We start from the raw sequence: 25,211 nt of genomic DNA, 5'->3' as shown, positions 1-25,211 counted from the left end.
AGACATGGAGAAGCAGAGCATTAAATTGGGGTTAATGGGTTTTGGAACAGTCGGGACTGGTGTCGTACGCATTATCCAAGCCCATCAGGAGGATTTACAAAAGCAAACTGGCCTCAGTATTGAGGTTTCCCGTATTCTAGTTCAGGATGCGGAAAAATCTCGTAATATTCCATCCATGGAGAGCGCGCTGACCACTGATCCTGCTAGCCTTTTGGATGATCCAGAAATTGAAGTCATCGTAGAAGTGATTGGCGGCATTCACCCTGCAAAGGAATACATTTTGGGTGCACTCGAACGAGGCAAGCACGTAGTAACAGCCAACAAAGATCTGATGGCGTTGCACGGAGCCGAAATTTTAGAGAAAGCGCAAGAAAAGGGCTGTGACGTTTTCTACGAGGCGAGTGTGGCAGGTGGTATACCGATCTTGCGTGCGTTAGTAGAAGGGTTCTCCTCAGACCGTATCGAGAAAATGATGGGGATTGTCAACGGAACGACCAATTACATCATGACCAAAATGAGCAAAGAGGGCGCAGAATACAGCGAGGTATTGAAAGAAGCGCAAGCACTGGGCTATGCGGAGCAGGACCCAACCTCCGACGTGGAAGGCTTTGATGCCGCCCGCAAAATGGCGATTCTGGCAACGCTGGGCTTCCGTGTACCGATGAAGCTCGAAGATGTAGACGTAAAAGGGATCAGTTCCGTGAGCAAGGAAGATATCGCCTATGGCAAGCAACTGGGTTATGAAATCAAACTGCTCGGACTGGCTCGTCGTGACGAAGAGGCGATTGAGGTAAGTGTGCAGCCGACTCTGGTTCCGAAATCTCATCCACTCGCTTCCGTAAATGGTGTCTTTAATGCCGTGTACGTACATGGGGAAGCGGTAGGAGAAACCATGTTTTACGGGCCGGGCGCAGGTGAATTACCGACTGCTACCGCCGTTGTGTCTGACCTGGTCACTGTCGTCAAAAACAGAAAGCTAGGAGTGAATGGACGCGGAATGGTTGCTCCATACAAAGAAAAAGTGCTGAAAGAAGACAGCGAAAAATTCTCTAAATACTTCCTGCGCATCGTAGTTGCAGATAAACGCGGTGTTCTTGCTCAAATTACGCAGCTGTTGGCTGACAAAAATATTTCCCTCGAGCAGGTCATCCAGCAACCGTTCAACAACGGACGTGAAGCGGAGATAATCATGATTACACACCTGTCCTCAAAAAGTGACATGGATGCGGTACTGGCTTACATGGAACAGATGGATATCGTATCAACTGTGCAGAGCTGCTACCGTGTAGAAGGGGGAGACAAATAATGGGTTCTAATCGACAGTCTGGCATTCTGGCACGTTACCGGGAATTTCTCCCGATCACAGAAAAAACTCCGCTGGTCAGCTTGCATGAAGGAAATACACCCCTGATCCATGCTCCGAACCTGTCCAAACAATTGGGGGTAGAGCTGTACGTCAAGTACGAGGGGCTCAATCCGACCGGCTCTTTTAAAGATAGAGGCATGGTCATGGCTGTAGCCAAAGCGGTAGAAGAGGGAAGCAACACAATCATGTGTGCTTCGACAGGGAATACATCAGCAGCAGCTGCGGCGTATGCGGCACGCTCAGGTTTGCGTTGCATCGTCCTGATCCCGAACGGCAATATCGCACTGGGCAAGCTGGCACAGGCCATCGCTTATGGTGCAGAAGTCATCGCGATTGACGGTAATTTTGATGAAGCGCTCGATATCGTTCGCGAAATTACAGCGAAAGAGCCGATTACACTCGTGAATTCCGTGAACCCTTACCGGATCGAAGGACAAAAGACTGCGGCATTTGAAGTGTGCGATGCGCTGACGGACGCACCTGACATTTTGGCTATTCCGGTTGGTAACGCAGGTAACATTACAGCATACTGGAAGGGCTTCGAGGAATATTTCGCAGCCAAAAAATCGAGTCGCTTACCAAAGATGTACGGATTCCAGGCAGCAGGAGCAGCGCCGTTGGTTCATGGCGAACCCGTAGCCAACCCGGAAACGATTGCGACAGCGATTCGCATTGGCAACCCGGCGAGCAAGGATGGCGCTTTGAATGCCATTTCGAAATCAAGTGGTCTTGTCGATAGTGTAACGGACGAAGAGATTTTGCATGCCTATCATTTGCTGGCGAAGAGTGAAGGCGTGTTTTGTGAGCCTGCCTCGGCAGCATCGCTGGCTGGTATTATCAAACTGCATGAGGCTGGAAGGCTTCAACCTGGCAGCCAGATCGTGTGCGTGTTGACTGGAAACGGACTAAAAGATCCAAATATTGCTTTGAAGCTGGTAGGTGAAGAGCCGCGTTCAGTTCCGGCGACACATGAAGCTGTGATGGAGCTGGTTCGTCAAAGCGGGAGAGAATTTGTATCATGAATGGACGGCGTGTAAAAGTAACCATACCGGCATCGACAGCGAATCTGGGACCGGGATTCGATGCGCTGGGAATGGCCTTCCAGTTGTATTCTGTTGTAGAAATGGAAATCAGTGATCATACGACAGTAGAGATGATGGGCAAGGAGCTGCAAGGAACACCGACGGACAAAAACAATCTTCTGTACAAAGTTGCGGCGGGATTGTTTCAAGAAGCAGGTCTCGCCATTCCTGAGCTCGCGATCCGTGCTTCCAGTGATGCCCCCCTGACAAGAGGATTGGGGAGCAGTGCGGCTGCGATTGTAGGTGCACTCGTAGCGGCCAACCATCTCGCTGGCGAACCGTTTACGCGTGAGCAATTGTTTGAAAAGGCAACCCGCCTGGAAGGGCATCCGGATAATGCCGGAGCTTCGATGTTTGGTGGTATTATTGTTGCAACAATGCCGGAAGTACCAGGAGACCCCGTTCCTTATGTGCGATTTTCTGCCCCGGCCGGATTGCAAACTCTCGTCGTGATCCCAGAATTCATGCTCTCGACAGAAAAAGCGCGGAACGTCTTGCCACAGGTGTACAGCAAAGAGGATGTTGTATATAATGTGGGTCATAGTAGTTTGCTAGTTGCTGCACTGGCACAAGGCAGACTCGACCTGATGGGACGGGCAATGTCGGATCGGCTGCATCAGCCGTATCGAGCAAAGCTTGTACCTGGCTTGAACGAAATCCTGGACAAAGCGACTGAACACGGGGCACTCGGGGCTGCTTTGAGCGGCGCTGGACCGACGATCCTCTGTTTCTTCTCTTCGGATGAAGAATTAGAGAAGCTACGTGCATTTGTGGACAGAGTGATGAAAGGGCACGACATCTCGTACCGCGTGATGATCTTGCAACCGGACGAAAATGGCGTACAGGTAGAAATCCATCAGAGATAGACCATAGTGGATAGGAGTAGCCATGGAGAAGAAACTTGCTTTTCTAGGACCGCGTGGAACGTTTACCGAAGAAGCAGCGCGTATCTTGTCGCTCGGACAAAAGCTATCTTTCGTTCCGTACCCAAGTATTATTGAAGTACTAGACGCTGTTTCCAAAAAGGAAGTGGCATACGGTGTCGTACCGATGGAAAACTCCATTGAAGGAACGGTCAATTCTACACTGGATTGGCTCATTCACGAAGTAGATTTGCCCATTTTGGCGGAGCTTGCACTGCCCATTACGCAAAACTTGCTGGTGGCAAAACGAGAGCATCCATTGCCATTGTCCGCGATTACGAGAGTGCTGTCACATCCTCAAGCGATTGCGCAAAGTCACAACTTTTTGCGTGAGAATTTGCCGGAAGCAGCGATCGAAACGGTAAACAGTACGGCATTGGCTGCAAAAATGGTGAGTGAGCATCCAGAAGAGCCGTGGGCTGCTGTAGGTACTCGATTAAATGTAGAGATCTATCCATTGGAGTTTGCGCGTGAACAAATTCAAGATTATTCGAATAACTACACGCGATTTGTTCTCGTCGGTCTGGAAAGTCTTGATCTGCCGGTTTCCCGCAAGGAAAAGACGACGATACTGGTCACGCTGCCAGAAGATTTCCCGGGAGCATTGTATCAAGTGCTTGCTGCTTTTGCGTGGAGAAAGGTCAACTTGTCTCGCATCGAATCACGTCCGACGAAGAAAGCACTCGGAAGCTATTATTTTGTCATCGACATTGAGCAGAAGATGGACGACGTCTTGTTGCCAGGGGCGTTTGCGGAGATTGAAGCCATTGGCTGTCAAGTTCGTCAGCTCGGGACATATCCATTTTATATGCATCAGACCAATTCCTAGAGGGATTGGTTTTTTCTTTTTCTGCTCTCTCCCAACAAAGGAATGGCGTCAAGGAGCAAAACGCCCATGACTGCATACGATGTTAGGGAGTTTGGTGCAAGGGAGGAGAAAAACATTGAGAATACACATCGTCCAAAAAGGCGATACGATGTGGAAGATCGCCAAAAGATATGGCGTCGATTACAAAGAACTGTTACGCCTTAATAGTCAATTAAAAACTCCCGATACAATTTATCCTGGAGCGAGAATCAAGATTCCGGCGAAACAAGTTCCTGTCCGACCATCGCAAAGAACGACACCCCCGCATCCAATGAGTGAGGCGGCCCCTTACGTGAAAGAAAGACCGATTACGGAAGAGGAAGAGATGGAGGTACCGCAAGAAATTGAAAGGCGGCCAATTGAGCCGGAAGAATCAGGAGAAGTGGAAATCGAATCCAGGGAGGAGACCAGACCTACTCTACCGCCGGCTCCCATTCCTACGAGACCACCCAAAGAGATGCCTAGACCTCCCAAAGAAATGCCAAGACCACCAGTTCCTTCTGTGTCCCCAGAGGTAGTCAGGCCAACGGCACCACCAACATTACCACCTCCACCACCAACACAGCCGATTCCAAAGCCAACGGAGCCGATCGAAAAACCAATCGAGACGCCAAGTGAAAAACCGATTGAGAAACCGATTGAGAAACCGATTGAGAAACCAACACCGTATAAACCACCGAACATTTCAGGGAATCCAGATGTGCAGCCTCCGGTTCCGCCTGTGCCTATACGCCCACTTATACCGACTCCACCTCCAACCAGAGTGAGCCCGTATATTTATCCACCGGCGATTCCACCGAATCAAAATGTGCCCTACATTCCATATAGACCACCGACCCAGGTCTTGCCCTTACAGCCTACACGACCGCCAGCAAATATATGCCCACCTTGCCCACAGCCGAATTATCCGCAACCACGGGTAAGTCCATTGCAACCGATGCAGCCAAACTACCCACCGCCACGGGTAAGTCCGTTGCAACCAATGCAACCAAACTATCCACCACGGGTAAGTCCATTGCAACCAATGCAACCAAACTATCCACCACGGGTAAGTCCGTTGCAACCAATGCAGCCAAACTATCCACCCCCAAGGGTGAGTCCGTTACGGCCGCAGAAGCCGTCTTCAAAGGTGAGCCCACAACAGCAGCACAAGCCACCTTCAAAAGTAAGCCCGCAACAGAAGCTGAAGCCATCGACGAGGGTAAGTCCGGAGCAAGAGCGCAGGCCAATGCCACAGGTGCGCCCATTCCCGCCATTCCCACCGTCGTTCATGCCACCATTCCCACCATTTCCGCCTTGCCCACCGTGGATTAGCCCGTTTGTACCAAATCGACCGATTGTAAGTCCAGAACAAATTCGACCAATCAATCCATTTCCAATCTTCCCACCACACATCAGACCGATGCCGTTTCCTTATCCATGCCCACCACCATTTCCACCCATGCCATTAAAGCGGCCACGAGCGAAGAAGCCTGTGTGCCCGGAACCAGTTGAGTCATCATCATGTGAGTGTTCTTCTGAAGTCCGGGAGTACAGAGGCCGAAAAGGCAAGTACAATCGTTCTCCACAGGGGATTCACAATAACATGATGTTCCCGCCTTCCCCGTGTATGGCTTCCATGCCTGAACAAGGGGTTTGGCCGAACTGGGGAGATGGGCATGAAGAATCCTCTTCTTACTGAGAGGGTATGGGATGAACAAAGGAATCTTATCTACCATTGAAAAGGCTTTTCGCTGTCAAATCTACGGGGTGAAGCCGAAGCGAAACGTCAACCTGTTAAAAACAGACCGGGGGCATTGGATACTCAAAGGATATAAGCAGGTCGAAAAAGCTGTGTGGGTGACAGAGTTAGCAGATGCACTACATCAGAAGGGCTTTCATCATACGGTGCAATATGTGGCGAATCAGGAAGGGACCAAAATTTTTGCATTTGAAGACCGCCATTACACCATTATGAAAATGATTGATGGGCATGAAGCAGATAACGCTTCTCTTTTCGATGTTAAAAAAACAGCAGAGACATTGGCACGTTTTCATGTCGCAGCTCAGGGTTTTCCTATTGCTCATTCCTATGCGTATGAAGGAAAACCGCCTCTTTTAGATAAATGGGAGAGCCGCTTGGAATACTTTGAGCGTTTGATGTGGTCGATTGAACAGAAGGGACCCCAGAGCAAACTGGAGCAACTCATTTCCCAACAGGCAGATCATGTCCTTCGGGATGGCAAGGAGCTCCTGGAATCTGCCTACAAACTGCCTCTGACGCCAGAAATGTTTTTAGCCATGGAGAGGGGGACGCTCGCGCACAGAGACGTGGCGAGTCATAACTTTTTGCTTACGGAGCGAGGCAATTGCTATTTGATTGACCTTGATACAGTAGGTCATGATCTTCAGCTTGTTGACCTTGTACAATTGATGTCGCGGATGCTATTGATGCAAGAGTACCGCATGGATTCCTTTGTGGAAGCGATGGAAGCCTATAGTAATGTCAACTATTTATCTGATACGCAGATTTGGGCTGTTCATCAATTGCTTCGTTATCCGGATAATTTCTTGCGGGAGGTAACGGGCTTGTATAGTCAGCGCCCAGGTTACCACATGCGGGGTGTCATGCAACTGATCCAGATGGAAGGCAAAGTGATGGCGAATCGCCAACGCTTTTTAAACGACGGAGAACGAATTTTCTCGCGCTCTCCGTGGGGGCATTACCATTTTGTTGGATAGTCGGATAAAATAAAACATCCCTCTCGTAAGAGGGATGTTTGTGTTGTTGGCAAGCTTACTTGGAAGCAGGCTTGGACAAATCAATCGAGAATTTCGCAAATCCGGATTCCAATACGTTGATGAACTTGATATTGGACAATTTTTCAGCGAATGGTTTCGCGTCAGGAGAAGAAGTGAAGGTAACATTCAGCTTCGCATCTACTGGAGCAAAAGACCAGTTGTTGTCTGCTGCTGGGTCGATATTTTTTTGGTTCAGGATGTAGTCGATTACGATTTGACGGTTTTCATCTGGAGAATCGATTACGATGTTTTTGCCATCCAGACCCGGGAACGCACCGCCGCCGCTTGCACGGTAGTTGTTGGTTACGACGATGAATTTGTCTTCAGGTTTTACTGGTTTGCCGTTATAAGACAGGTTTTTGATGCGGCTTGCATCTTTGTTTGCTACTTTTCCATCTACAGCGTATTTGGATGGCTGTGTAACATCGATTTGATAAGTAACACCGTCGATGACATCAAAGTTGTACGTTGGGAAAGACTCGTTGATGAGTGGTTGCTCATCTGTTTTCTTCGCATCGATTTGGTTGAACTGTCCAGCGGAGCGCTCCAACCATTCTTTCACCGTAGCTCCATCAACCAGAACCGCTTTCAGTGTGTTCGGGTAGATGTACAGGTCAGATACGTTTTTGATGGCGATTGTACCAGCTGGGATATTGGAGTAGTAGCTTACTCCGTTGCGGCCGCCTGCTTTAAATGGTGCACCAGCAGACAGAACTGGAATGCCTTCGTATTCTGTACCCTTCACGTTTTTCTCAACGAACCATTTTTGTGCATTGGTTACGATTTGGATAGATGGGTCATCTTGTACGAGTGCAAAGTAGCTGAAGATCGGGGAAGATGTTTTCCCTACAGCGGAGCGAACCCATTCAACCGTTTTATCGTGATCTTCTTTTACTGCTTCTACGATAGCTTTGTCTGCGTCAGCCAAGGATGCTTTGTTTGCTTTGTCATAGATCGGAACTACTTTTGTAGCAGAATCAGCCACTTTCCATTTTCCGTTTTCTTGTTTCAGCGTAAGGTCGATCACGCCGAGGTGGTTACCCCAGAAGCCAGGCATAACGGCTGGTTTACCGTTGAGCGTTCCTTTTTCTGCATCAATGCCTGGAATTTTATCGAATCCAGGGCCTGGGAATACGGAGTGGGAGTGTCCGAACAGAATCGCATCGATGCCATCTACTTTGCTCAGCTGGTAGCTAGCGTTCTCCAATTGAGGACCACCCTCGATAGGGCCAATTCCGGAGTGAGGAACTGCGATGATGATATCCGCACCTTTTTTCTTCATTTCAGGTACGAATTTGTTGGCAGTTTCCACGATGTCCTTCGCGATTACTTTTCCTTCTAGGTTAGCCTTGTCCCATTGCATAATTTGTGGTGGAACAAAACCGATTACACCTACTTTGAGTTTTACATCTTTGCCGTTCTCATCTTTAAAAGTACGCTCCAGGATTTCGTAAGGAGTGAACATGTTTTTGTCATTGTCAGGGTTTTTGTCCTTGTCGTCTACATAGACGTTGGAGTTTATGTAAGGGAATTTCGCACCTTTCAAGCTGGTGTCCAAGAACTCCAAACCAAAGTTGAACTCGTGGTTACCGATATTGGCAACATCATAGTCCATCAGGTTCATTGCTTTGTAAGCAGGGTGAGTATCTCCAGCTTTCAACGGGTCGATTTTTGCCACGTAGTCGCCCAATGGGTTTCCTTGCAACAAGTCACCGTTGTCGATCAGGATGCTGTTTTTCGCTTCTTCTCTTGCTTTTTTGACCAATGTCGCTGTTTTTGCGAGGCCAAACTCGTCTGTGTTTTTGTCTTGGTAGTAGTCATAGTTAACGATGTTGGTGTGGATATCTGTCGTTTCCAGCAGGCGAAGCTTGAGGACAGAACCTGTTTGCGCGCTTACAGGAGTAAGAGGAAAAGAGAGTGCGCCAACAATCAAAGAAGTGCTGAGGAGAAAAGCGGTCAGCATTTTTTTGTTCGTTTTTTTCATGTTTGAAATGACCTCCATAAGTTTACAATAATGCCAAGCAAAAATAGTTTATCATTAGATTCAAAGGCTGGATAGATGGCGAGATGAAATAGTATGTTAATTTTTTGTATTGACAAAAATAAAAAAATATAACGTCAATCCCTCTTTAGTCGCGTATGTCCCTGTTTCTTTGTGGCAATGATAGGAAGAAAAGCCTATGAAGAAGGGGTTCTAAGTGACTGAGAACAAAAAGTGGATGGTATACGCGACGTGGGGTGTAGCTTTAGCTACAGGCGTCGTAGTCGGTATCCTGTTCGTGGGTAATGACGGAAACGATTCAAGTCTTGCGCGTTTACTAAACCATACAGGCAATGCAGATGTAGTTGCGAGTCCGTCGTACGAGTTGGTTTTAGCTCGCCATTATTTGTGTGGGGTGCGAGATGAAGAGCATGTATCCGTTCGTACCAATCAACTGGCAGACGTCATGGGCAACTATAGTGGATGGGAAATTGTACAAGCAGAACCTGTCAAGTTGACCTTAATGAAGCGAGAGCAGGATATTGCGCCAGCGTGCAAAGAGAATGGACATATCGGAATAGCTGCGGACGGCATGCTTACCCTGTTTCATGGTCTGCCTGCTGAACAAGATGTCGTGCAAACTTTTTATCGAATCGATACTGCGAAAATGGAAGCGAGTCTGCCAAAAGAGGAATGGGAGAATCTGAAACGAGGGATTCGCATTCGGAATTTGGCAGAGTATAACAGTGTATTGTCCACCTATGGCGAATACCAATGGAGTGGCCAATGAAAACAGGTGGACCAAAAGAAATCCCTTTCGAGCCTTTCGTGTAACAAACACGGATTGTACTGGAAAGGGATTTTTATTTTCATTGCTATGGATTCAGTTCAACCCCTATGATTTGCCAGCGTTCCCCCGGGACTTCGCGGCGCAAAAGAAACTTCCATGTTCGTCGAAAATTCCCGCCTTCACGGGCGATGTACGCGAGCCGAACAGGAACCTCTAGCAAGAGAGGACCACGTTCGTCTGAAGGGATGACAATTTCAGAGGTTCGCACAGACTCGATCGCGGACAGTCCTTCTGGAAGTGTGAAGCCGTCTGTTGTCATTCGCATCGCATGAGTGTCATGTTCATGCAAAGCGGTGAGGAAGTAGCCGACTAATTCTTCAGGCGACGCCCCTTTTAGTGTAGTGGCAAGTGCTCCCGAGGCTTTGAGAATCATCATGCTGTGACTAGGATCGGGCTCTGAGCGTCGATGGGTAGAACTGCCAAAAAAGTGGATGCAAAAATGCCCCGGAAATTCATTTCCTTTAATCGCACCATCACCATGAGGCATTCCGTGCATGGATGCTGCAAAATAAGTACCGTCTACCTCTACCAGAATGGCTCTGCGCTTCCATGACCATTTTCCCTGATAAATGTTCTTCATGATTTGTGTATCCTTGCGCGTCAAGGGTTGAACATCGGCATGGCGACTACCTGCTCTGCGCTGGACATCAAAACGTAGTCCTGTTTCTAAATCAATTACGGTACCGAACTCCATCCGCTTTAACGTTTTTTTCACCTGCTCCCAAGGAATGGCTTGTGCAAAATGGACTGCCTCTACTGACTTGACCATTTCTTCGATCCGCTGGCGAACATCGTGTGCCAACACATAGCGACGAGGCATTTTTTTTTCATAAAGCTGGCCGTCGTGATCATATACATACGTTCGTTTTTTTACGGTCAATGTAGCACGTACCCAGTGCGGGTTATAGGAGGCGACTTCGGTAGCAGAACTCAATATCCGCTTCGCAAATTGCTTTTGATCACGGAAGGACATGGTCGTTTGGAAGGAGGAATCGGGTGACACTGAAACGGTGACCGTGATGTCATTCTTGACTTTGGCAAGCGTAGAGTGCGGCATGGATAGAGCGATTGCGAAAAAGCATATACAAAAAATAAGGACTTTGCTGCGCAAGAACCAACACCTCCACAACTTATCGTTTCAACAATAGGTTTGGCTCATGTGGCGTAAATCTTGGTATCATAACGCCCTTGCGCTTACGCCATACTGATTTCATACGGTGATCGAAGGAGGAGTCTTTAGACCATGTCTACCATGCCTAGAGGTAGCTACAAAGACCAGTTCCATCAGCGTTTGTACGTTCAGTTGAACCAAGGACACAACAAGCTCAATTACCAACAGATCAACAAGATCAAAGAGCACATGCAGAGTGGTGTAGACGAATATGCCCACATGCAGCATGATGTGTCGGATTCACTCGGAATGAACAGACACTAACAGACGCCGTATAACCCGTTCCTTTTATAGGGAGCGGGTTTTTATATATTTTGAACTTCGATACAAAATGGAAATACACGTTCGCTTTTTGGGTGCTTTGTGTTACAGTAGAGAGTAGAATCTTTGCTCACGGAGAGTGGACTATGCGCATTTTAGGAATTGACCCTGGCATTGCGATTGTTGGCTTCGGGGTTGTGGATAAAGAGGGCAGCCAATTGCGTCCCGTCCAATATGGAAGCATTCAGACAGAAGCAGGATTGCCAGTGCCGCTTAGATTAAAACAGATTTTTGAGGCAATGCAGAGCCTTCTGGAAACATATCGTCCCGATGAAATGTCTGTCGAAAAGCTTTTCTTTAATAAAAACGTGACGACGGCATTTACAGTTGGTCAAGCCCGAGGAGTTATTTTGCTTGCGGCAGAGCTGGCTGGTGTGCCGGTCTATGAATACACCCCGATGCAGGTCAAGCAAGCTGTGACTGGATACGGGGGAGCAGAGAAGAGACAAATACAGGAAATGACGAAGCTCCTATTGCGGTTAAAAGAAGTGCCAAAGCCTGACGACGTGGCGGACGCATTGGGCATTGCGATTACGCACGCACAGTTTCGCGCGTTCATTTCCATTTCGGAAGGGGTCAAGAAATGATTGATTTTGTAGAAGGTACACTTAGTTATCTCGATTCGGAATACATAGTTCTCGAAACCGGCGGAATTGGTTATCGACTGTTTTGCCCAAACCCGTACCAGTTCGTTCGGTATGAAGGCAGCAAAACCAAATTGTTTACCCACCATCACGTTCGGGAGGATGCCATCTTGTTGTATGGCTTCGCTACCCGTGACGAACGCGATTTGTTCCGCAAACTGCTTGATGTTAGCGGAATCGGTCCAAAGGGTGGATTAGCTATTCTGGCTGCGGCGACGCCTGAGCAGCTGGTGATGGCGGTTCAACAGGAGAATGTTACCTATTTGACGAAATTTCCGGGGATTGGGAAAAAGACGGCCCAGCGCATTATCCTCGATTTGAAGGATAAATTGGTAGGGTACACACCATCTGCGATTTTGACTGTTGCAGCGGGTGATTTGACAGCAGGCGAACAAGCTGTGTCTGCACTGAACGAAGCACTCGATGCGTTGACTGCACTGGGTTACTCTGATGGTGAACTGCAAAAAATCAGAAACACGCTGTCTGAGAAATCAAAAGAGGGCGATGGTGTAGAAAAGCTCATCAAACAAGGGCTTGCGTTGCTCATGAGGGGGTAGGATTTTGGATTCTCGGATCATCACGACGCATATGAATTGGGAAGAAGATGCGGCGGAGCTGAGCCTCCGTCCTCGTTATTTAAACGAATACATCGGTCAGCAGCATGTGAAGGAAAACTTGAAAATCTTTATTGAAGCGGCCAAGATGCGGAAAGAGTCATTGGATCACGTACTGCTGTACGGTCCGCCTGGACTAGGGAAGACGACTTTGTCGCAAATTATTGCAAATGAGCTGGGTGTGAATATCCGAACGACGTCTGGTCCGGCAATTGAGCGCCCCGGTGATTTAGCCGCGATTTTGACGAATTTGCAAGAAGGCGACGTCCTGTTTATTGACGAGATTCACAGGCTCAACCGAAGTGTCGAGGAAGTTTTGTATCCGGCTATGGAGGATTTTGCGCTGGACATCATTATCGGTAAAGGGCCAAGTGCTCGCAGTGTCCGTTTGGATTTGCCGCCATTTACACTGGTCGGGGCTACGACGCGGGCTGGCATGCTGTCCGCGCCGCTTAGAGATCGCTTTGGGGTCGTTAATCGCCTGGAGTTTTATACAGTCCCGGAACTGACCTTTATCGTTTCACGGGCAGCCGACATCCTGCAGGTCGTCATTCGAGAGGGCGGGGCAGAGGAGATTGCCAGACGTTCACGTGGAACACCCCGGGTGGCAAACCGTTTGCTGAAGCGGGTCCGCGATTTTGCCCAGGTAAAAGGCGAAGGCGTCATTACGACAGAGATTGCCAAGGAAGCGCTGGAAAGATTGCAAGTGGATGCCTGCGGTCTCGATCATATCGACCACAAGCTGTTGCTAGCGATTATTGATCGCTTTGACGGTGGACCGGTTGGACTGGATACGATTGCAGCAACAATCGGAGAAGAGTCACAAACGGTGGAAGATGTTTGCGAGCCATACCTCATGCAGATTGGCTTTATGCAGCGGACGCCGCGGGGGCGGGTTCTTACCCCAAGTGCGTACCAACACTTTGGTCGGGAGATGAAATCGTGAATCCTGTAGCCAAGCTACTCATTATTGGTGGTGCTGCTTTAATCGTAATCGGTCTTTTGTGGCAGGTAGGTGGCAGATTTTTGCCGCTGGGGCGCTTGCCCGGAGATATCGTGGTAGAAAAGGAAAACGTCAAGTTCTACTTTCCGATCGTGACTTGTATTGTGATTAGCATCGTCCTGTTTCTTGGTATGTATTTATTCCGGCTGTTCAAATAGGGGAAATGTGAAGACCATCGGAGCTCATTGTTCCGGTGGTTTTTTTGCGTGCGGGCGTTTGGTCCCATTTTACGAAAAAGGCAGGAGATCAGCCTGCGATTGTCGAAAAACAGTGGGAAGACATGCCAATTTTTGTTGTAAATCAGGTGAAGAAAGGACAATGGACGACATGAGAAAGAAATGGATGGGGAAAGTCCTTTCGGTGGGCCTGCTGTCAGTAGTTCTCGTAGGAGGACATGTACCAGCGCAGGCAGCCGGCGACAATATCAGAGTTGCGCTTTTTGTGGATACAGGGCAAGGCTATCGGGGAGTAGTTCCTTCCATTACGCTGACTGCCGAAAATGGAATGGATGTCGTGCTCAATGGACCCGAAGGCAAGACAGATTTACCCGAATTAAAGGGAGATGCAGCTCGTTACCGGGTTGATGAATATCATCTGATCGTTGCCGAAACAGGTGACTGGAATCGCGCACAACAGATTGCACAGCAAATGAGTCAACGAAAATACGAAGGCTCAATCCAGGTGGCTAATCGTAACGGTCAGACCGTCTATCAGGTTGTAAGCGGAACGTATGACACGTATCAGGCTGCTGCAAATCAGGCAAAAACAGTTGCCCAAGCAATCGGGCAGAATCCGCTGGTAAAAGGTCCGCATCGACTCGAAGCGGGTACATTCAAAAGCTTAAAGGAAGCACAAGAATGGCAAGCGTCATTTGAAGCAGCAGGTATTCCTGCTTACCCCGTGATGGTATCCGATGGGGATAAAGTCAAATATGCGGTTTGGATCGGTGACGAGGTTAGCCCTGATGCCGTGAAAGAATTGAAACGAAGAGCAAACGCTGCATTTCCCTCTTTCTCCTATCAGGAGCCAGACAGCCAATCTTATGTTATATTGAAGCAGGATGTATACGGATCACCAGATGAAGTGATTTGGAAGTACGTTTTCTCCCCTCAAGTTAAGCTGACAGTTGAAGCGAATAAAGCAGGCGATGAATCGGTGATAGGCGTTGTGGAACGAGAGCAGCGTACATATCGCGGTGAGATGGAACTGTCGGAATACAATGGTCACTTGACACTAGTAAATGAGCTTCCAATGGAAGAGTATCTGTATGGTGTCGTTGGCTCTGAAATGGCTCCAGGCTGGCCGTTGGAAGCATTGAAAACGCAGGCCGTCCTTTCGAGAACTCGTGCTGTGTGGCAAGGCAATAAGTATGGAGTTGCCAATGTGTCTGATACGGTTTTCGAACAGGCATATTATGGTTATACAAAAGAGTCTGATGATGTGCGTGAGGCCGTCGACGAGACTGAAGGCGAAATCATTTACTACCAAGGCAAACCTGCTGAGTCGCTCTTCTATTCCAATGCAGGCGGTATGACAGCGGACGGCACAGAAGTATGGGGCAATCCCGTTCCTTATTTGCGATCTGTCGAGAGTAAAGACACCTATCCAATGGACAATGCAAGCGTATGGTATAAGGTGGCTTTAGCAGATGGCACGCTCGGCTATGTAAGAAATGATCTGGTAACCGAAACGGGCCAAAGCAATTCAGCGGGCCAAAGAATCGCGGTCATTTCGACCGAGAATACCAATTTGCGCTCAGGTCCAAGTACAACGACACAACGTGTGTTGTCTGTACTCCCTACTGGCGCAGAGGTTACGATCCTTTCAGAAGTAAAAGAAGAAAATGCGTATTCGTGGACGCGCGGTCCATTTACCTCTACAGAGATCGCAGCCATGATCAACGCCGCGCATGACAAGAACAAAGCTCCACGCATTTCGGGAAACGTAACGAGCCTGAAAGTGACAGAGCGCGGTCCATCTGGACGTGTGATCGCGATGGAAGCAAACGGGATGCCAATCGTCGTCTCTTCACCGGATGCTTTGCGTTCTGTTTTTCAACAAGGTGGCTCCCCTCTGCGCAGCACGAAGTTTGAAGTAGAAAAAATCAATGGTTCGCAGTTCATCTTCCGTGGTACTGGCTTTGGACACGGACTTGGTGTTTCGCAATACGGAGCACGTGCGATGGCAGAGGAAGGGTATGACTACAAGGATATCTTGCAACACTACTACCAGGATGTGACAATCGAAAAGTAAGTCGTTTGCCACAAGATCTACCGCAAAAAGGAGTAACGATTTCGTGGACGTGCAACAATTTGATTTTGATTTACCAGAGCATTTGATCGCCCAGCACCCGCTAGAAGACCGAACTTCATCGAGATTGCTCGTGTTAGAGAAACAAACAGGCAATATCGTTCATCAGCAATTTACCAATTTAATCGATCATCTCCAAGCAGGGGACGTACTCGTCATGAATGACAGCCGCGTTTTGCCTGCCAGATTGATTGGTGAAAAGGCTGAGACTGGTGCGAAAATAGAAATCCTTTTGTTAAAATCACTTGGTGACGATCGCTGGGAGACGCTGGTGAAGCCCGGTAAGCGGATGAAGCAGGGGACAGAAGTGGTTTTTGGTAACGGTCTTTTGCGTTGTGTTTGTGAAGACGTGACAGAGACAGGTGGACGAATCGTGCGCTTTGTGTACGAGGGTATTTTTTACGAGATTCTCGACCAATTAGGCTCGATGCCTTTGCCACCGTATATTCACGCGCAACTGGAGGACAGTGAACGTTACCAGACAGTCTATGCGAAGGAGCGCGGTTCAGCAGCAGCTCCGACAGCCGGGCTTCATTTCACGAAGCCGTACTTGGAGCAAATCGCTGCCAAAGGAGTACAGCTGGCTTATGTAACACTGCATGTTGGACTTGGGACTTTTCGCCCTGTATCAGCGGATTCCGTGGAAGAGCATGTTATGCATGCGGAGTACTATCAGATTCCCGAGGACACAGTAGAGCTGGTGAACCAGGCAAAAGCAGAAGGTAGAAGAGTAATCGCTGTCGGGACGACATCCTGCCGAACATTGGAGACAGTAGGGCGCGCGAATGGAGGAAAGCTGGTGGCAACCTCTGGTTGGACGGATATTTTCATTTATCCGGGTTACACGTTTTCCATCCTGGACGGGCTACTGACAAACTTCCACTTGCCGAAGTCTACGCTCGTTATGCTAGTGAGTGCTTTGGCTGGAAAAGAGAATGTGATGCGTGCTTACAAAACGGCTGTGGAAGAGGAGTATCGTTTCTTCAGTTTTGGCGATGCGATGCTAATTTTATAAAAATGTGAACAACCCACCTGTATAAGTGTATACTTATTAGTCAGGTGGGTTTACTTCACCCAGAAGTTTTTCTATAATAGGTAAGACTTACATACATAGCTTGAGGAGTGCAAAGATTTGGCTGTACGCTACGAGTTAATCAAAACATGCAAGCAAACTGGTGCACGTCTCGGTAAGCTACATACACCTCATGGGACGATTGACACCCCTGTCTTTATGCCTGTCGGTACACAAGCGACAGTAAAGACGATGAGCCCCGAGGAGTTAAAAGCGATTGGTGCGGGCATCATCCTCAGTAATACGTACCATTTGTTTCTTCGTCCAGGGCATGAAATTGTTCGCGAGGCAGGCGGACTGCACGGCTTTATGAATTGGGACCGTGCCATTCTGACTGATTCCGGCGGTTTTCAAGTATTTAGCCTTAGTAACCTCCGCAAGATCACGGAGGAAGGAGTATCCTTCCGTTCCCACCTAAACGGAGAGAAGCTGTTTATTGGTCCTGAAGAGGCTACACAGATTCAAAACGCGTTGGGTGCCGATATTTTCATGGCATTCGATGAGTGTGCTCCTTATCCTGCGGAGTACGATTACGTAAAAAAATCAATGGAGCGAACAACCCGCTGGGCAGAGCGTTGTCTGAAGGCGCATACTCGTCCAAACGAACAAGCGCTGTTTGGTATCGTTCAAGGTGGAATGTTCAACGATTTGCGCGCACAAAGTGCACGAGATCTCGTTTCCATGGATTTCCCAGGATACGCGATCGGCGGTTTGAGCGTGGGAGAACCGTTTCCTTTGATGTACGAAGTGCTGGAGCATACTGTTCCACTGCTTCCAACAAGCAAAGCCCGCTATTTGATGGGGGTTGGTTCACCAGATGCTCTTATCGAAGGAGCGATCCGAGGCATCGACATGTTTGATTGTGTGTTGCCGACAAGAATCGCCCGCAATGGGACATGCATGACAAGCCAGGGAAGACTGGTCATCCGCAATGCAAAATACGCGCGCGACTTTACCCCGCTTGATCCAAATTGCGATTGCTACACCTGCAAAAATTACACACGTGCTTACATCCGACACCTGGTCAAGTCGGAGGAAACCTTTGGCATCCGATTAACTACCTACCACAACCTGCACTTCTTGGTGAAGTTAATGGAGCAGGTGCGTCAGGCGATTGCCGAAGACCGCTTGCAAGATTTCCGCGACCAGTTTTTCGCTCAATATGGATTGGGTGAAGATAGATCTTTTTAATCGAGGGGGATTTTTTTCATGGATGGCTTGACTCAGTTTTTACCGATTATCATCATGTTTGCGATTTTTTACTTCTTGCTGATTCGTCCGCAACAAAAGAAGGCAAAACAACGCAACGCTATGCTTGCTGCTCTGAAAAAAGGCGACAAGATCGTAACAATCGGTGGAGTGCATGGAACGATCCAAGAACTGTCTGATGATACAGTTACGTTGCGTATTGCTCACAACGTAAACGTTACTTTTGATCGTGGAGCGATCAACAATGTAGTTTCTTCCAGCAACGAACCTGCGAAGAGTGAACCAGCGAAGAGCGAAGAGACAAAAGAAGAATCCAAATAATACATGCGAAAAGCAGGTGGGTGATCCACCTGCTTTTTTCTGTCTTGTTTTAGCGGCGAGGCTTGATAATTTTAGGTTTACTGCCTTTGTGCTTGTTGTTGGAATTGGCCGAATTCACGCCGAGAATCCCACCTAACGCGGCCACTCCAAAAGCGCCGAACAAGAACAGGAAGGTCCCCCATTGCATTGGTGCGTCAAAGCCGAGGAAGCCGATCAAGAGGATGAAGAGGAAGTATGTGAGTCCGGTAAGTCCGCCGTAATACCAGCCCTTGCCGCCACAACGTCGTCCTGTAACGAATCCCCCAATCAAGAGGGCGATGGCATTGATCACGTACGTAAAATAGGGCAGCGTGCCTTCCCGTATCGAGGTAAAGCTAAGAAGCAGGGTCGCGAGCAACGCTCCAATTAAAACTAGACATGTCGTATACAAGAGACCGGTCAGTACAGATGTGGATGCACTTCGCACGGTATGTACCCCCTTATTGGAAGTGTTTGTACATCTATATGAGAGGCTTGGCTCACGTATTCATCTTCGCGTTGAACATTGATAGGAATTTTCGTATGATGGATGGGGAACGAGACGGGGGTGAGGAAGATTGATCAAAACGTACTTTTATAACCACTCTGAACAGAAGATGTTTCACGACGTTGATCTGGCAACGAAAGATCAATGGCTGAAATCACCAGAGGATTTGCTCTGGATCGATCTGTATGATGTGGGAAACAATGAACTGCCCTATATTGCCAAGATTTTCGACTTTCACCCGCTGGCAATTGAGGACTGCCTGCACGTCAGTCCACGTGCCAAGGTAGACAAGTACGATGACTACTATTTCTTCGTTTTTCACGCCCTGCGTTACAATGAAGAAAGCGATGACGAGATTACAACGGTAGAACTGAACGTTTTTCTCGGCCCTAACTACATCGTTACGATCCACAAGTCTCCGATGAATACCATCGGTCGGATCGCTGCCATGTGTCACCGCAACATTTCTTACTTGAACAGAGGTCCCGACTATTTGCTGTATGCCATAGTAGACGGGATTACCGATGAATACTTTCCCATTATTGATCGGATTAGTGTGCGGATTGACGAGCTGGAGGACGAGATTTATGAACATCAGATGGAGGAAATTACCGAAGAGTTCCTGGCGCTGAAGCGAACAATTATTTTAATCAGGCGTGTGATTATGCCGCAAAAAAGAATTTTCGCGAACGTCAATGGCCGTTACTCCTTCGATATTTCCGAGGAAAACGTTCCGTTCTACACCGACCTAACAGACCACTTGGAGCGGATTTCGGATTCAACGGAAACCTTCCGTGATCTGGTAAACGGTGCGTTGGATACGTACTACACCATCATTAGCGCCAAAACAACGGAGACGATGCGAGTTCTTACTATCATCTCCACGATCATCCTACCGTTGACATTTATCACCGGACTGTTCGGGATGAATACTTTCGCATGGCTGGGAGAAGAAGCAGAACCTTATATGCTGATCGTGGCACTCGTGATTATGCTAGCCATGACGTTTGCCATGCTTCACATTTTCCGCAAGCGAAAGTGGCTGTAATTGGTGCTAATACTTTCCCTGCCCCCTGTTGAACACTACTATCAAATGTTCTTTGGGGGGCAGCGTAAGTGGATAATATTACTATGGTGTTACTTCGCACCCTTTTCTCGTATTTTTTCCTCCTGATTTTAGTGCGGTTAATGGGAAAGCGGGAATTGGGAAAGCTGTCCGTTTTTGATGTGGTCATCTCGATCATGCTTGCAGAAATGGCTGCACTGGCGATTGAGGATGTCGATAAGCCTGCTCTTCGGTTTTATTTGCCGATGCTGTTGATTGCCTTGTTGGAAGTCGCCTTCGCTTATCTGTCATTAAAGAGCAAGAAATTCCGCGATACAGTGGACGGCTCTGCCGATTTGATTATAGAAAATGGGCAAATCAGGGAACATGCGATGCGTCGCAATCGCTTGAACATGGATGATTTGATGGTACATCTGCGGCAAAAAGACGTAAAAAACATTGCGGATGTTGAATTTGCGCTGTTGGAGCCAACTGGACAGATGAGTGTGTTTTTAAAGGAGCAAAAAGAAAAGGTCTCGAGGGAAGATCTCGCGTTGATGGAGAAGCCACAGGTCGGTCTTGTCTCGTACAAAGGTCTGCCCATCCCGCTGATTCTCGATGGAAAGGTGAGAACGGAGGCCTTGAACAAGATCGGACAAAACGAGCTTTGGCTCAAACGAGAAATCCGGAAATACGGGATCAAAGACATTCGAGAGGTGTCTTTTTGCAGCATTGACGAGCGTGGCATCATGTATTTGGACAAAAAAGACAAGCCGCAGCAATAAGTGCTAGCGGCGAGGGAAGAACACGGCGAGTTGTTCGCCAATCCACGGAATGCGACGTACGTCTTGCTTGCCCAAGACGCGCATGGCGACGAGCAGGACAATGTACAGCAAGGTGCTAATGAAGGTGCTTGCAGTCAATAGCTGTCCAATCGAAATGTCCATAAACCAGTGCCTGGCAATGTAGGAACCGGAATAACCCATGAGAAGCATGGCGATCGCGATTTTGCCGAATTCCCGAAGGTCGATCGTAAAACCGATTTTTTTGATCAGGCTAGCAAAATGCAATAACGTCCCAAGCGTAATGCCGATATTAAGAGCAATGACAGCGCCGTGAATGCCGAATGCTGGATGAGCCGTGAAAAAAAACATAGCGACAGTTTTGACAATGGCACTGATCAGCGTATTTCGAAAGACGACCTGAGCGTAATCGAGACCTTGCAAGGCGGCGGCAAGCGGTGCTTGGAAAAACAGGAAGACGGAGAACGGTGCCAGCTCTTTTAACAGCACGCCAACCTCCCGATATTCATTGCCGTAGAGCAGGACACATAAAGGTTCTGCAAAGATAGTGAGCAAGACGGTACAAGGTGCTCCGATGACGAGTGTAATCCGCATGGCTTGATAAATGCGGCGATGCACGAGTGGAGCATTTTTTTGATAGGCAGCTTCAGCAACGGCAGGAACGAGGGAAACGGACAAGGAATACGTTAAAAAAGTAGGAAAAAGCAGCAAAGGAACGGCCATCCCGGCAAACTGTCCGTACAAACCAGTAGCAGTCGAGGTGGTAAAGCCTGCAATGACCAGTGCGTATGGCACAAGCAACGGCTCTAGCACGTAAGCAATGGAGCCGATGACGCGGCTAAGCGTGACAGGGAGAGCGACATGGATGAGTTGCGACAAGCTCTTTTTGCTTGCTGAAACCGTCATGAGAAGAGGCTTATCCAAAAGCTGAGTTGCTGCTTTTTTGCTGCCTTTGCGATACTGCCAGAGAATGTACAAGAGTCCGGCGGCTTCTCCAAAAATAATGCTGGCGACAGCCCCTGCTGTGGCGTACTCAATGCCTGCCGAAAGAAACGACATCGTCATGACAACGACCAGTGCCATTCGGACGACTTGCTCCACGAGTTGGGAGACGGCAGTAGGGATCATGTTTTGCTTGCCTTGGAAGTATCCTCGCAGGACAAGGGAAATGCCGGAAATCGGGATGACCGGAATGGCTGCAAGCAGAACGATGTGTGCACGAGGGTCTGTGAATAGCATTTCGGAAATCCATTGAGAGAACAAGAGGAGCAGGACGCAAATGAACAGGCTAATCCCGCCAGCGACCGACAAGGCTAGTAACAAAAACCGGCGAGTCTGCTGCGGATTATTAGCTGCTTCCGTCTCTGCCACTTGCTTTGCAATGGCAACCGGAAGTCCGAATGTCGTCACAGTAATCAGAAAGTATAAAAGGGGCACAACCATCTGATAAAGCCCCATTCCTTCCGCTCCGATAATGCGCGACAACACGATCCTGTGAGCAAAGCCAAACACTTTGGTGATGCCACCAGCAATAATGAGGATGACCGTTCCGTAAAAGAAGGATTGTTTCATGGAAGGCTCCTTTGCAAGGATAAATTCACTCAGTAAAGAATATGGACGTGCCGCTGTCGGCATGACTACTTTGAGGGGGAAATTGGATGGACCAAGCGCAAAAACAGGAATGGTATGGGCAAGTGGCAAGCCTTTGTGTAAGCAAGGCAGAGGAATTTGCTCTTTTGGGGTACGACAACGTGGCGCCTGAAGATGTTTGGGAATGCGTCACGAACGGCTATAAAGAAATGCCACCGATCCACCAGCTTGTCAACGACATATTGTCTCTAAAGCCAAACAAGTACATGAATTACCTCATGATACAAATGTATAAAAATTCTTAGTAATTTTATAGAAACTTCTGGTCGCCCTCTTCGTATACGTACATGTCGCGAAAAACGCAAGGGGTTGGTTACCATGGTTCACCTTTCCAGCAATAATTGACACGTTTTTTTGTACTTCGTTATAATGGGCATATTGGTTTCTCGTCTAGGACGGGACCCTGTTAGGAAAGAGGGGTATTACTACTATGATTAAATGGGGAAGATTCCTCCTGTTTCTGGTCGTTGTAGGGCTTTTGGCTACGCTCGTAGCAACAACGACCAAGCAGGTGGCAGGAAACATCACACTCGGTCTGGACCTGCAGGGCGGGTTTGAGATTCTGTATGAGGTAGAGCCTCTCGAGGCTGGGCACAAAGTTGATATCGAGCTTTTGAAATCAACAGCACACATGATTGAAAGACGGATTAACATCGGTGGCGTGGCTGAGCCAGTCACCACTACCGAATTGCCAAACCGGATTCGCGTTCAAATCGCATCACAATCAGCGGATCAGGACAAGCTTCGCGAGTTGATCGGGAAGCCTGCTCATCTGACATTCCGTGATGAACATGGCAAGATTATATTGCAAGGAAGTGACTTGGCTCCAAACGGGGCAGCAGTTGGTTATGACGACCTGAAACGCCCGCTCGTAACCCTGAAATTCTCTGACCCGAAGAAGCTAGAAGACGCCACACGTGCAAACCTGCACAAGCCAATGGCGATCTTTTTGGATGAGACGATGCAAACTAATCCGACCATTCAATCGGTCATTTCTGGTGGTAGCGCGCAAATTACTGGAAATTACACACAGGAATCGGCACAGGAATTGGCTGATCTACTGAATTCCGGTGCGATGCCAGCCAAATTGATTGAGAAGCAAGTAACCTCCGTGGGTGCTTCCTTGGGAACTCTGGCTCTGGAGAAAACCTTGTATGCAGGATATATCGGGGCTGCGCTGATCTTTATTTTCATGCTAGTTGTATACCGTATGCCAGGTATGATTGCAAACATTACCTTGGCTGGATTTACTTATTTTTGTATGGTCGTACTCGACTGGATGCATGCAACGCTGACGCTGCCAGGTATTGCTGGATTTATTTTGGCGGTAGGGATTGCCGTGGATGCCAACATTATTACCTATGAGCGCATCCAGGAAGAAATTCGTTCTGGCAAGACGGTTCTCTCTGCCTTCCGTGCAGGTGAACGCCGTTCCTTGATTACGATTATCGATGCTCATGTGACGACACTGATTGCAACGGGCGTTCTGTTTTTCTTCGGGACGAGCTCCGTACAAGGCTTCGCTGTTGTATTGGCGATGACGATTATCGTAAGTATCATTACCAACGTGTTTGGGTCCCGCTTCCTCCTCTGGCTGGTTGTCCGTTCCAACATGTTTAAAAAGCCGTTTTGGTTCGGGGTAAAGGAGAGTGAGATCCGTGAGCTATGATAAAGACCATACAGTAATCAGATTTGACATCGTGAAAAATCGCAGGAAGTTTTTCATCGCTTCCTCTGTGATTATTATCATCGGCCTTCTGTTTACGCTATTTCAAGGACTTCACCTTGGCGTTGACTTCAAGGCAGGAACTCGCTTGGATCTTTACATTGGAAAACAATTCAATCCGACAGATATAGAAGCAGTGATCAAGAAAGAGGTTCCTAATGTGAATTTCAGCGCGGTCACTCCGTACGGGGAAAATCATGGTCAGGCCTATACACGTTTTGACCAAACCATTTCATCTGACACACTGATGAAAGTGGAAATGGCTCTCAAAGCAAAATATGGTGAGCAGGTCTCGAAACAGGTTTCGTCGGTTGATCCGAGTATTGCGCAAGAGATGGTGAAAAAAGCAGGGATTGCGGTTGCGATTGCTGCTGTGGGTATTGCCATCTACATCGCGATCCGATTCCAATGGCTGTTCGGTATTGCATGTGTCGTGGGGCTTGCCCATGACGTGTTTATCCCGATTGCATTGTTCTCTATCCTCGGGTTGGAGGTAGACATTACCTTTATCGCCGCGCTTCTGACGATCTTGGGTTACTCGATTAACGATAAAATCGTTATTTTCGACCGGATTCGGGAAAACTTGAGAACGATGAAATCCAAGACAATTCCTGAACTGGAACATCTGGTAAACGTGTCACTGTGGCAAACGATGCGCCGTTCTGTATACACGGTAGCGACTGTATTCTTCACAGCTCTTGCACTGGCTGTTTTGGGAAGCGAGAGCATCCAGAACTTCTCCTTGGCCCTGCTGTTCGGTCTGGTGAGTGGTACGTATTCCTCTATCTTTATTGCAGCCCAAGTATGGGTGAATTTGAAAGAACGGAATATGAAAAAGAAAAAAGAAGGAATGTAAAGGTGGATGAAACCGCAGGGAACCCTGCGGTTTTTCTATTCTCTGGTTCTGTATTTGCTGCAGTTTGAAGCCGTATGAGAGTTTTGCAT

At 48.2% G+C, this 25,211-nt stretch carries 25 protein-coding genes; 21 read left to right on the top strand and 4 right to left on the bottom strand.

The window, feature by feature from the left end; genetic code table 11:
* Window positions 1-4: 4 nt before the first annotated feature.
* The 6 genes from KB186_RS18155 (at window position 5) to KB186_RS18130 (ending at window position 6,960) form a co-directional block, all read left to right on the top strand.
* Entirely contained in the window at window positions 5-1,306 is a 1,302-nt protein-coding gene (locus KB186_RS18155; RefSeq protein ID WP_173608466.1) for a homoserine dehydrogenase, read from the top strand.
* A complete protein-coding gene (thrC, locus tag KB186_RS18150; protein ID WP_173608465.1) occupies window positions 1,306-2,388 on the top strand; it encodes a threonine synthase in 1,083 nt (360 codons plus the stop codon). Before KB186_RS18155 ends, thrC begins: the two co-directional genes overlap by 1 nt.
* Window positions 2,385-3,314 (top strand): homoserine kinase, encoded by a 930-nt coding sequence (gene thrB / locus KB186_RS18145; protein WP_173608464.1) that lies wholly within the window; start codon window positions 2,385-2,387, stop codon window positions 3,312-3,314. The genes thrC and thrB overlap by 4 nt, the downstream gene beginning before the upstream one ends.
* A gap of 22 nt (window positions 3,315-3,336) precedes the next feature.
* Entirely contained in the window at window positions 3,337-4,200 is an 864-nt protein-coding gene (gene pheA / locus KB186_RS18140; protein WP_088906742.1) for a prephenate dehydratase, read from the top strand.
* Between the two features lie 115 nt (window positions 4,201-4,315).
* On the top strand, window positions 4,316-5,920 hold the full coding sequence (locus KB186_RS28375; protein WP_304502619.1) for a LysM peptidoglycan-binding domain-containing protein: 1,605 nt from the start codon (window positions 4,316-4,318) through the stop codon (window positions 5,918-5,920).
* Window positions 5,921-5,931: 11 nt separating this feature from the next.
* The gene (locus tag KB186_RS18130) at window positions 5,932-6,960 is read left to right on the top strand and encodes a phosphotransferase (protein ID WP_173608462.1); all 1,029 of its coding nucleotides are present in this window, start codon (window positions 5,932-5,934) and stop codon (window positions 6,958-6,960) included.
* Between the two features lie 55 nt (window positions 6,961-7,015).
* Here the strand turns inward: KB186_RS18130 and KB186_RS18125 are convergent, their stop codons facing one another.
* Window positions 7,016-9,004 (bottom strand): bifunctional 2',3'-cyclic-nucleotide 2'-phosphodiesterase/3'-nucleotidase, encoded by a 1,989-nt coding sequence (locus tag KB186_RS18125; RefSeq protein WP_232774109.1) that lies wholly within the window; start codon window positions 9,002-9,004, stop codon window positions 7,016-7,018.
* 214 nt (window positions 9,005-9,218) lie between these two features.
* Here KB186_RS18125 and KB186_RS18120 point away from each other — a divergent pair, with 214 nt between their 5' ends.
* Window positions 9,219-9,791: a BofC C-terminal domain-containing protein gene (locus KB186_RS18120; protein WP_173608460.1), complete on the top strand. Its 573-nt coding sequence runs from the start codon at window positions 9,219-9,221 to the stop codon at window positions 9,789-9,791.
* 85 nt (window positions 9,792-9,876) lie between these two features.
* Here KB186_RS18120 and KB186_RS18115 read toward each other — a convergent pair whose 3' ends face one another.
* Entirely contained in the window at window positions 9,877-10,962 is a 1,086-nt protein-coding gene (locus KB186_RS18115; protein WP_232774108.1) for a hypothetical protein, read from the bottom strand.
* Between the two features lie 132 nt (window positions 10,963-11,094).
* On the opposite strand from KB186_RS18115, the gene KB186_RS18110 reads away from it, so the two are divergent.
* The 9 genes from KB186_RS18110 (at window position 11,095) to yajC (ending at window position 18,516) form a co-directional block, all read left to right on the top strand.
* Complete coding sequence (locus KB186_RS18110; protein WP_173608458.1) at window positions 11,095-11,286, top strand: hypothetical protein; 192 nt, start codon at window positions 11,095-11,097, stop codon at window positions 11,284-11,286.
* Between the two features lie 143 nt (window positions 11,287-11,429).
* Window positions 11,430-11,930: a crossover junction endodeoxyribonuclease RuvC gene (gene ruvC, locus KB186_RS18105; protein WP_232774107.1), complete on the top strand. Its 501-nt coding sequence runs from the start codon at window positions 11,430-11,432 to the stop codon at window positions 11,928-11,930.
* Window positions 11,927-12,544 (top strand): Holliday junction branch migration protein RuvA, encoded by a 618-nt coding sequence (gene ruvA, locus KB186_RS18100; protein ID WP_047072771.1) that lies wholly within the window; start codon window positions 11,927-11,929, stop codon window positions 12,542-12,544. The genes ruvC and ruvA overlap by 4 nt, the downstream gene beginning before the upstream one ends.
* 4 nt (window positions 12,545-12,548) lie before the next feature.
* A complete protein-coding gene (gene ruvB, locus KB186_RS18095; RefSeq protein ID WP_012685582.1) occupies window positions 12,549-13,547 on the top strand; it encodes a Holliday junction branch migration DNA helicase RuvB in 999 nt (332 codons plus the stop codon).
* Window positions 13,544-13,762, top strand: a complete 219-nt coding sequence (locus tag KB186_RS18090; protein WP_232774106.1) for a DUF2905 domain-containing protein — start codon at window positions 13,544-13,546, stop codon at window positions 13,760-13,762. Before ruvB ends, KB186_RS18090 begins: the two co-directional genes overlap by 4 nt.
* A 160-nt stretch (window positions 13,763-13,922) precedes the next feature.
* Window positions 13,923-15,857, top strand: coding sequence for a SpoIID/LytB domain-containing protein (locus KB186_RS18085; RefSeq protein WP_221868861.1), 1,935 nt, complete (start codon window positions 13,923-13,925; stop codon window positions 15,855-15,857).
* 43 nt (window positions 15,858-15,900) lie between these two features.
* Entirely contained in the window at window positions 15,901-16,929 is a 1,029-nt protein-coding gene (gene queA / locus KB186_RS18080) for a tRNA preQ1(34) S-adenosylmethionine ribosyltransferase-isomerase QueA (RefSeq protein WP_173608456.1), read from the top strand.
* Window positions 16,930-17,046: 117 nt separating this feature from the next.
* Entirely contained in the window at window positions 17,047-18,177 is a 1,131-nt protein-coding gene (tgt, locus tag KB186_RS18075) for a tRNA guanosine(34) transglycosylase Tgt (RefSeq protein WP_012685587.1), read from the top strand.
* 18 nt (window positions 18,178-18,195) lie between these two features.
* Window positions 18,196-18,516 (top strand): preprotein translocase subunit YajC, encoded by a 321-nt coding sequence (yajC, locus tag KB186_RS18070; RefSeq protein ID WP_173608455.1) that lies wholly within the window; start codon window positions 18,196-18,198, stop codon window positions 18,514-18,516.
* 49 nt (window positions 18,517-18,565) lie between these two features.
* On the opposite strand, the gene KB186_RS18065 is transcribed toward yajC, so the two are convergent.
* Window positions 18,566-18,982: a TIGR04086 family membrane protein gene (locus KB186_RS18065; protein WP_232774105.1), complete on the bottom strand. Its 417-nt coding sequence runs from the start codon at window positions 18,980-18,982 to the stop codon at window positions 18,566-18,568.
* A gap of 130 nt (window positions 18,983-19,112) precedes the next feature.
* Between KB186_RS18065 and corA the strand changes: the two genes are divergently transcribed.
* A complete protein-coding gene (gene corA / locus KB186_RS18060; protein WP_007717563.1) occupies window positions 19,113-20,090 on the top strand; it encodes a magnesium/cobalt transporter CorA in 978 nt (325 codons plus the stop codon).
* A 68-nt stretch (window positions 20,091-20,158) separates the two neighbouring features.
* Window positions 20,159-20,872 (top strand): DUF421 domain-containing protein, encoded by a 714-nt coding sequence (locus KB186_RS18055; RefSeq protein WP_173608453.1) that lies wholly within the window; start codon window positions 20,159-20,161, stop codon window positions 20,870-20,872.
* A 3-nt stretch (window positions 20,873-20,875) separates the two neighbouring features.
* On the opposite strand, the gene spoVB is transcribed toward KB186_RS18055, so the two are convergent.
* Window positions 20,876-22,462: a stage V sporulation protein B gene (spoVB, locus tag KB186_RS18050; RefSeq protein WP_173608452.1), complete on the bottom strand. Its 1,587-nt coding sequence runs from the start codon at window positions 22,460-22,462 to the stop codon at window positions 20,876-20,878.
* 86 nt (window positions 22,463-22,548) lie between these two features.
* On the opposite strand from spoVB, the gene KB186_RS18045 reads away from it, so the two are divergent.
* From KB186_RS18045 to secF, 3 genes are all read left to right on the top strand, one after another.
* Window positions 22,549-22,785, top strand: coding sequence for a post-transcriptional regulator (locus KB186_RS18045; protein ID WP_173608451.1), 237 nt, complete (start codon window positions 22,549-22,551; stop codon window positions 22,783-22,785).
* 185 nt (window positions 22,786-22,970) lie between these two features.
* The gene (gene secD, locus KB186_RS18040) at window positions 22,971-24,209 is read left to right on the top strand and encodes a protein translocase subunit SecD (RefSeq protein WP_173608450.1); all 1,239 of its coding nucleotides are present in this window, start codon (window positions 22,971-22,973) and stop codon (window positions 24,207-24,209) included.
* On the top strand, window positions 24,199-25,122 hold the full coding sequence (gene secF, locus KB186_RS18035) for a protein translocase subunit SecF (protein WP_173608449.1): 924 nt from the start codon (window positions 24,199-24,201) through the stop codon (window positions 25,120-25,122). The genes secD and secF overlap by 11 nt, the downstream gene beginning before the upstream one ends.
* Window positions 25,123-25,211 lie beyond the last annotated feature (89 nt).

Source organism: Brevibacillus sp. AF8, from assembly GCF_021270385.1.
Lineage (GTDB): Bacteria > Bacillota > Bacilli > Brevibacillales > Brevibacillaceae > Brevibacillus.
Note: the sequence above shows the minus strand (reverse complement) of the source record. Positions and strands in the feature narration are given on the sequence as shown.

What these genes read in the sequence shown, in the direction of transcription:
- KB186_RS18125 (WP_232774109.1), bottom strand. Translation starts at nt 9,004, where the DNA reads ATGAAAAAAACGAACAAAAAAATGCTGACCGCTTTTCTCCTCAGCACT.
- yajC (WP_173608455.1), top strand. Translation starts at nt 18,196, where the DNA reads ATGGATGGCTTGACTCAGTTTTTACCGATTATCATCATGTTTGCGATT.
- KB186_RS18130 (WP_173608462.1), top strand. Translation starts at nt 5,932, where the DNA reads ATGAACAAAGGAATCTTATCTACCATTGAAAAGGCTTTTCGCTGTCAA.
- thrC (WP_173608465.1), top strand. Translation starts at nt 1,306, where the DNA reads ATGGGTTCTAATCGACAGTCTGGCATTCTGGCACGTTACCGGGAATTT.
- spoVB (WP_173608452.1), bottom strand. Translation starts at nt 22,462, where the DNA reads ATGAAACAATCCTTCTTTTACGGAACGGTCATCCTCATTATTGCTGGT.
- ruvA (WP_047072771.1), top strand. Translation starts at nt 11,927, where the DNA reads ATGATTGATTTTGTAGAAGGTACACTTAGTTATCTCGATTCGGAATAC.
- thrB (WP_173608464.1), top strand. Translation starts at nt 2,385, where the DNA reads ATGAATGGACGGCGTGTAAAAGTAACCATACCGGCATCGACAGCGAAT.
- ruvC (WP_232774107.1), top strand. Translation starts at nt 11,430, where the DNA reads ATGCGCATTTTAGGAATTGACCCTGGCATTGCGATTGTTGGCTTCGGG.
- secD (WP_173608450.1), top strand. Translation starts at nt 22,971, where the DNA reads ATGATTAAATGGGGAAGATTCCTCCTGTTTCTGGTCGTTGTAGGGCTT.
- KB186_RS18085 (WP_221868861.1), top strand. Translation starts at nt 13,923, where the DNA reads ATGGACGACATGAGAAAGAAATGGATGGGGAAAGTCCTTTCGGTGGGC.
- pheA (WP_088906742.1), top strand. Translation starts at nt 3,337, where the DNA reads ATGGAGAAGAAACTTGCTTTTCTAGGACCGCGTGGAACGTTTACCGAA.
- KB186_RS18110 (WP_173608458.1), top strand. Translation starts at nt 11,095, where the DNA reads ATGTCTACCATGCCTAGAGGTAGCTACAAAGACCAGTTCCATCAGCGT.
- KB186_RS18045 (WP_173608451.1), top strand. Translation starts at nt 22,549, where the DNA reads ATGGACCAAGCGCAAAAACAGGAATGGTATGGGCAAGTGGCAAGCCTT.
- KB186_RS18155 (WP_173608466.1), top strand. Translation starts at nt 5, where the DNA reads ATGGAGAAGCAGAGCATTAAATTGGGGTTAATGGGTTTTGGAACAGTC.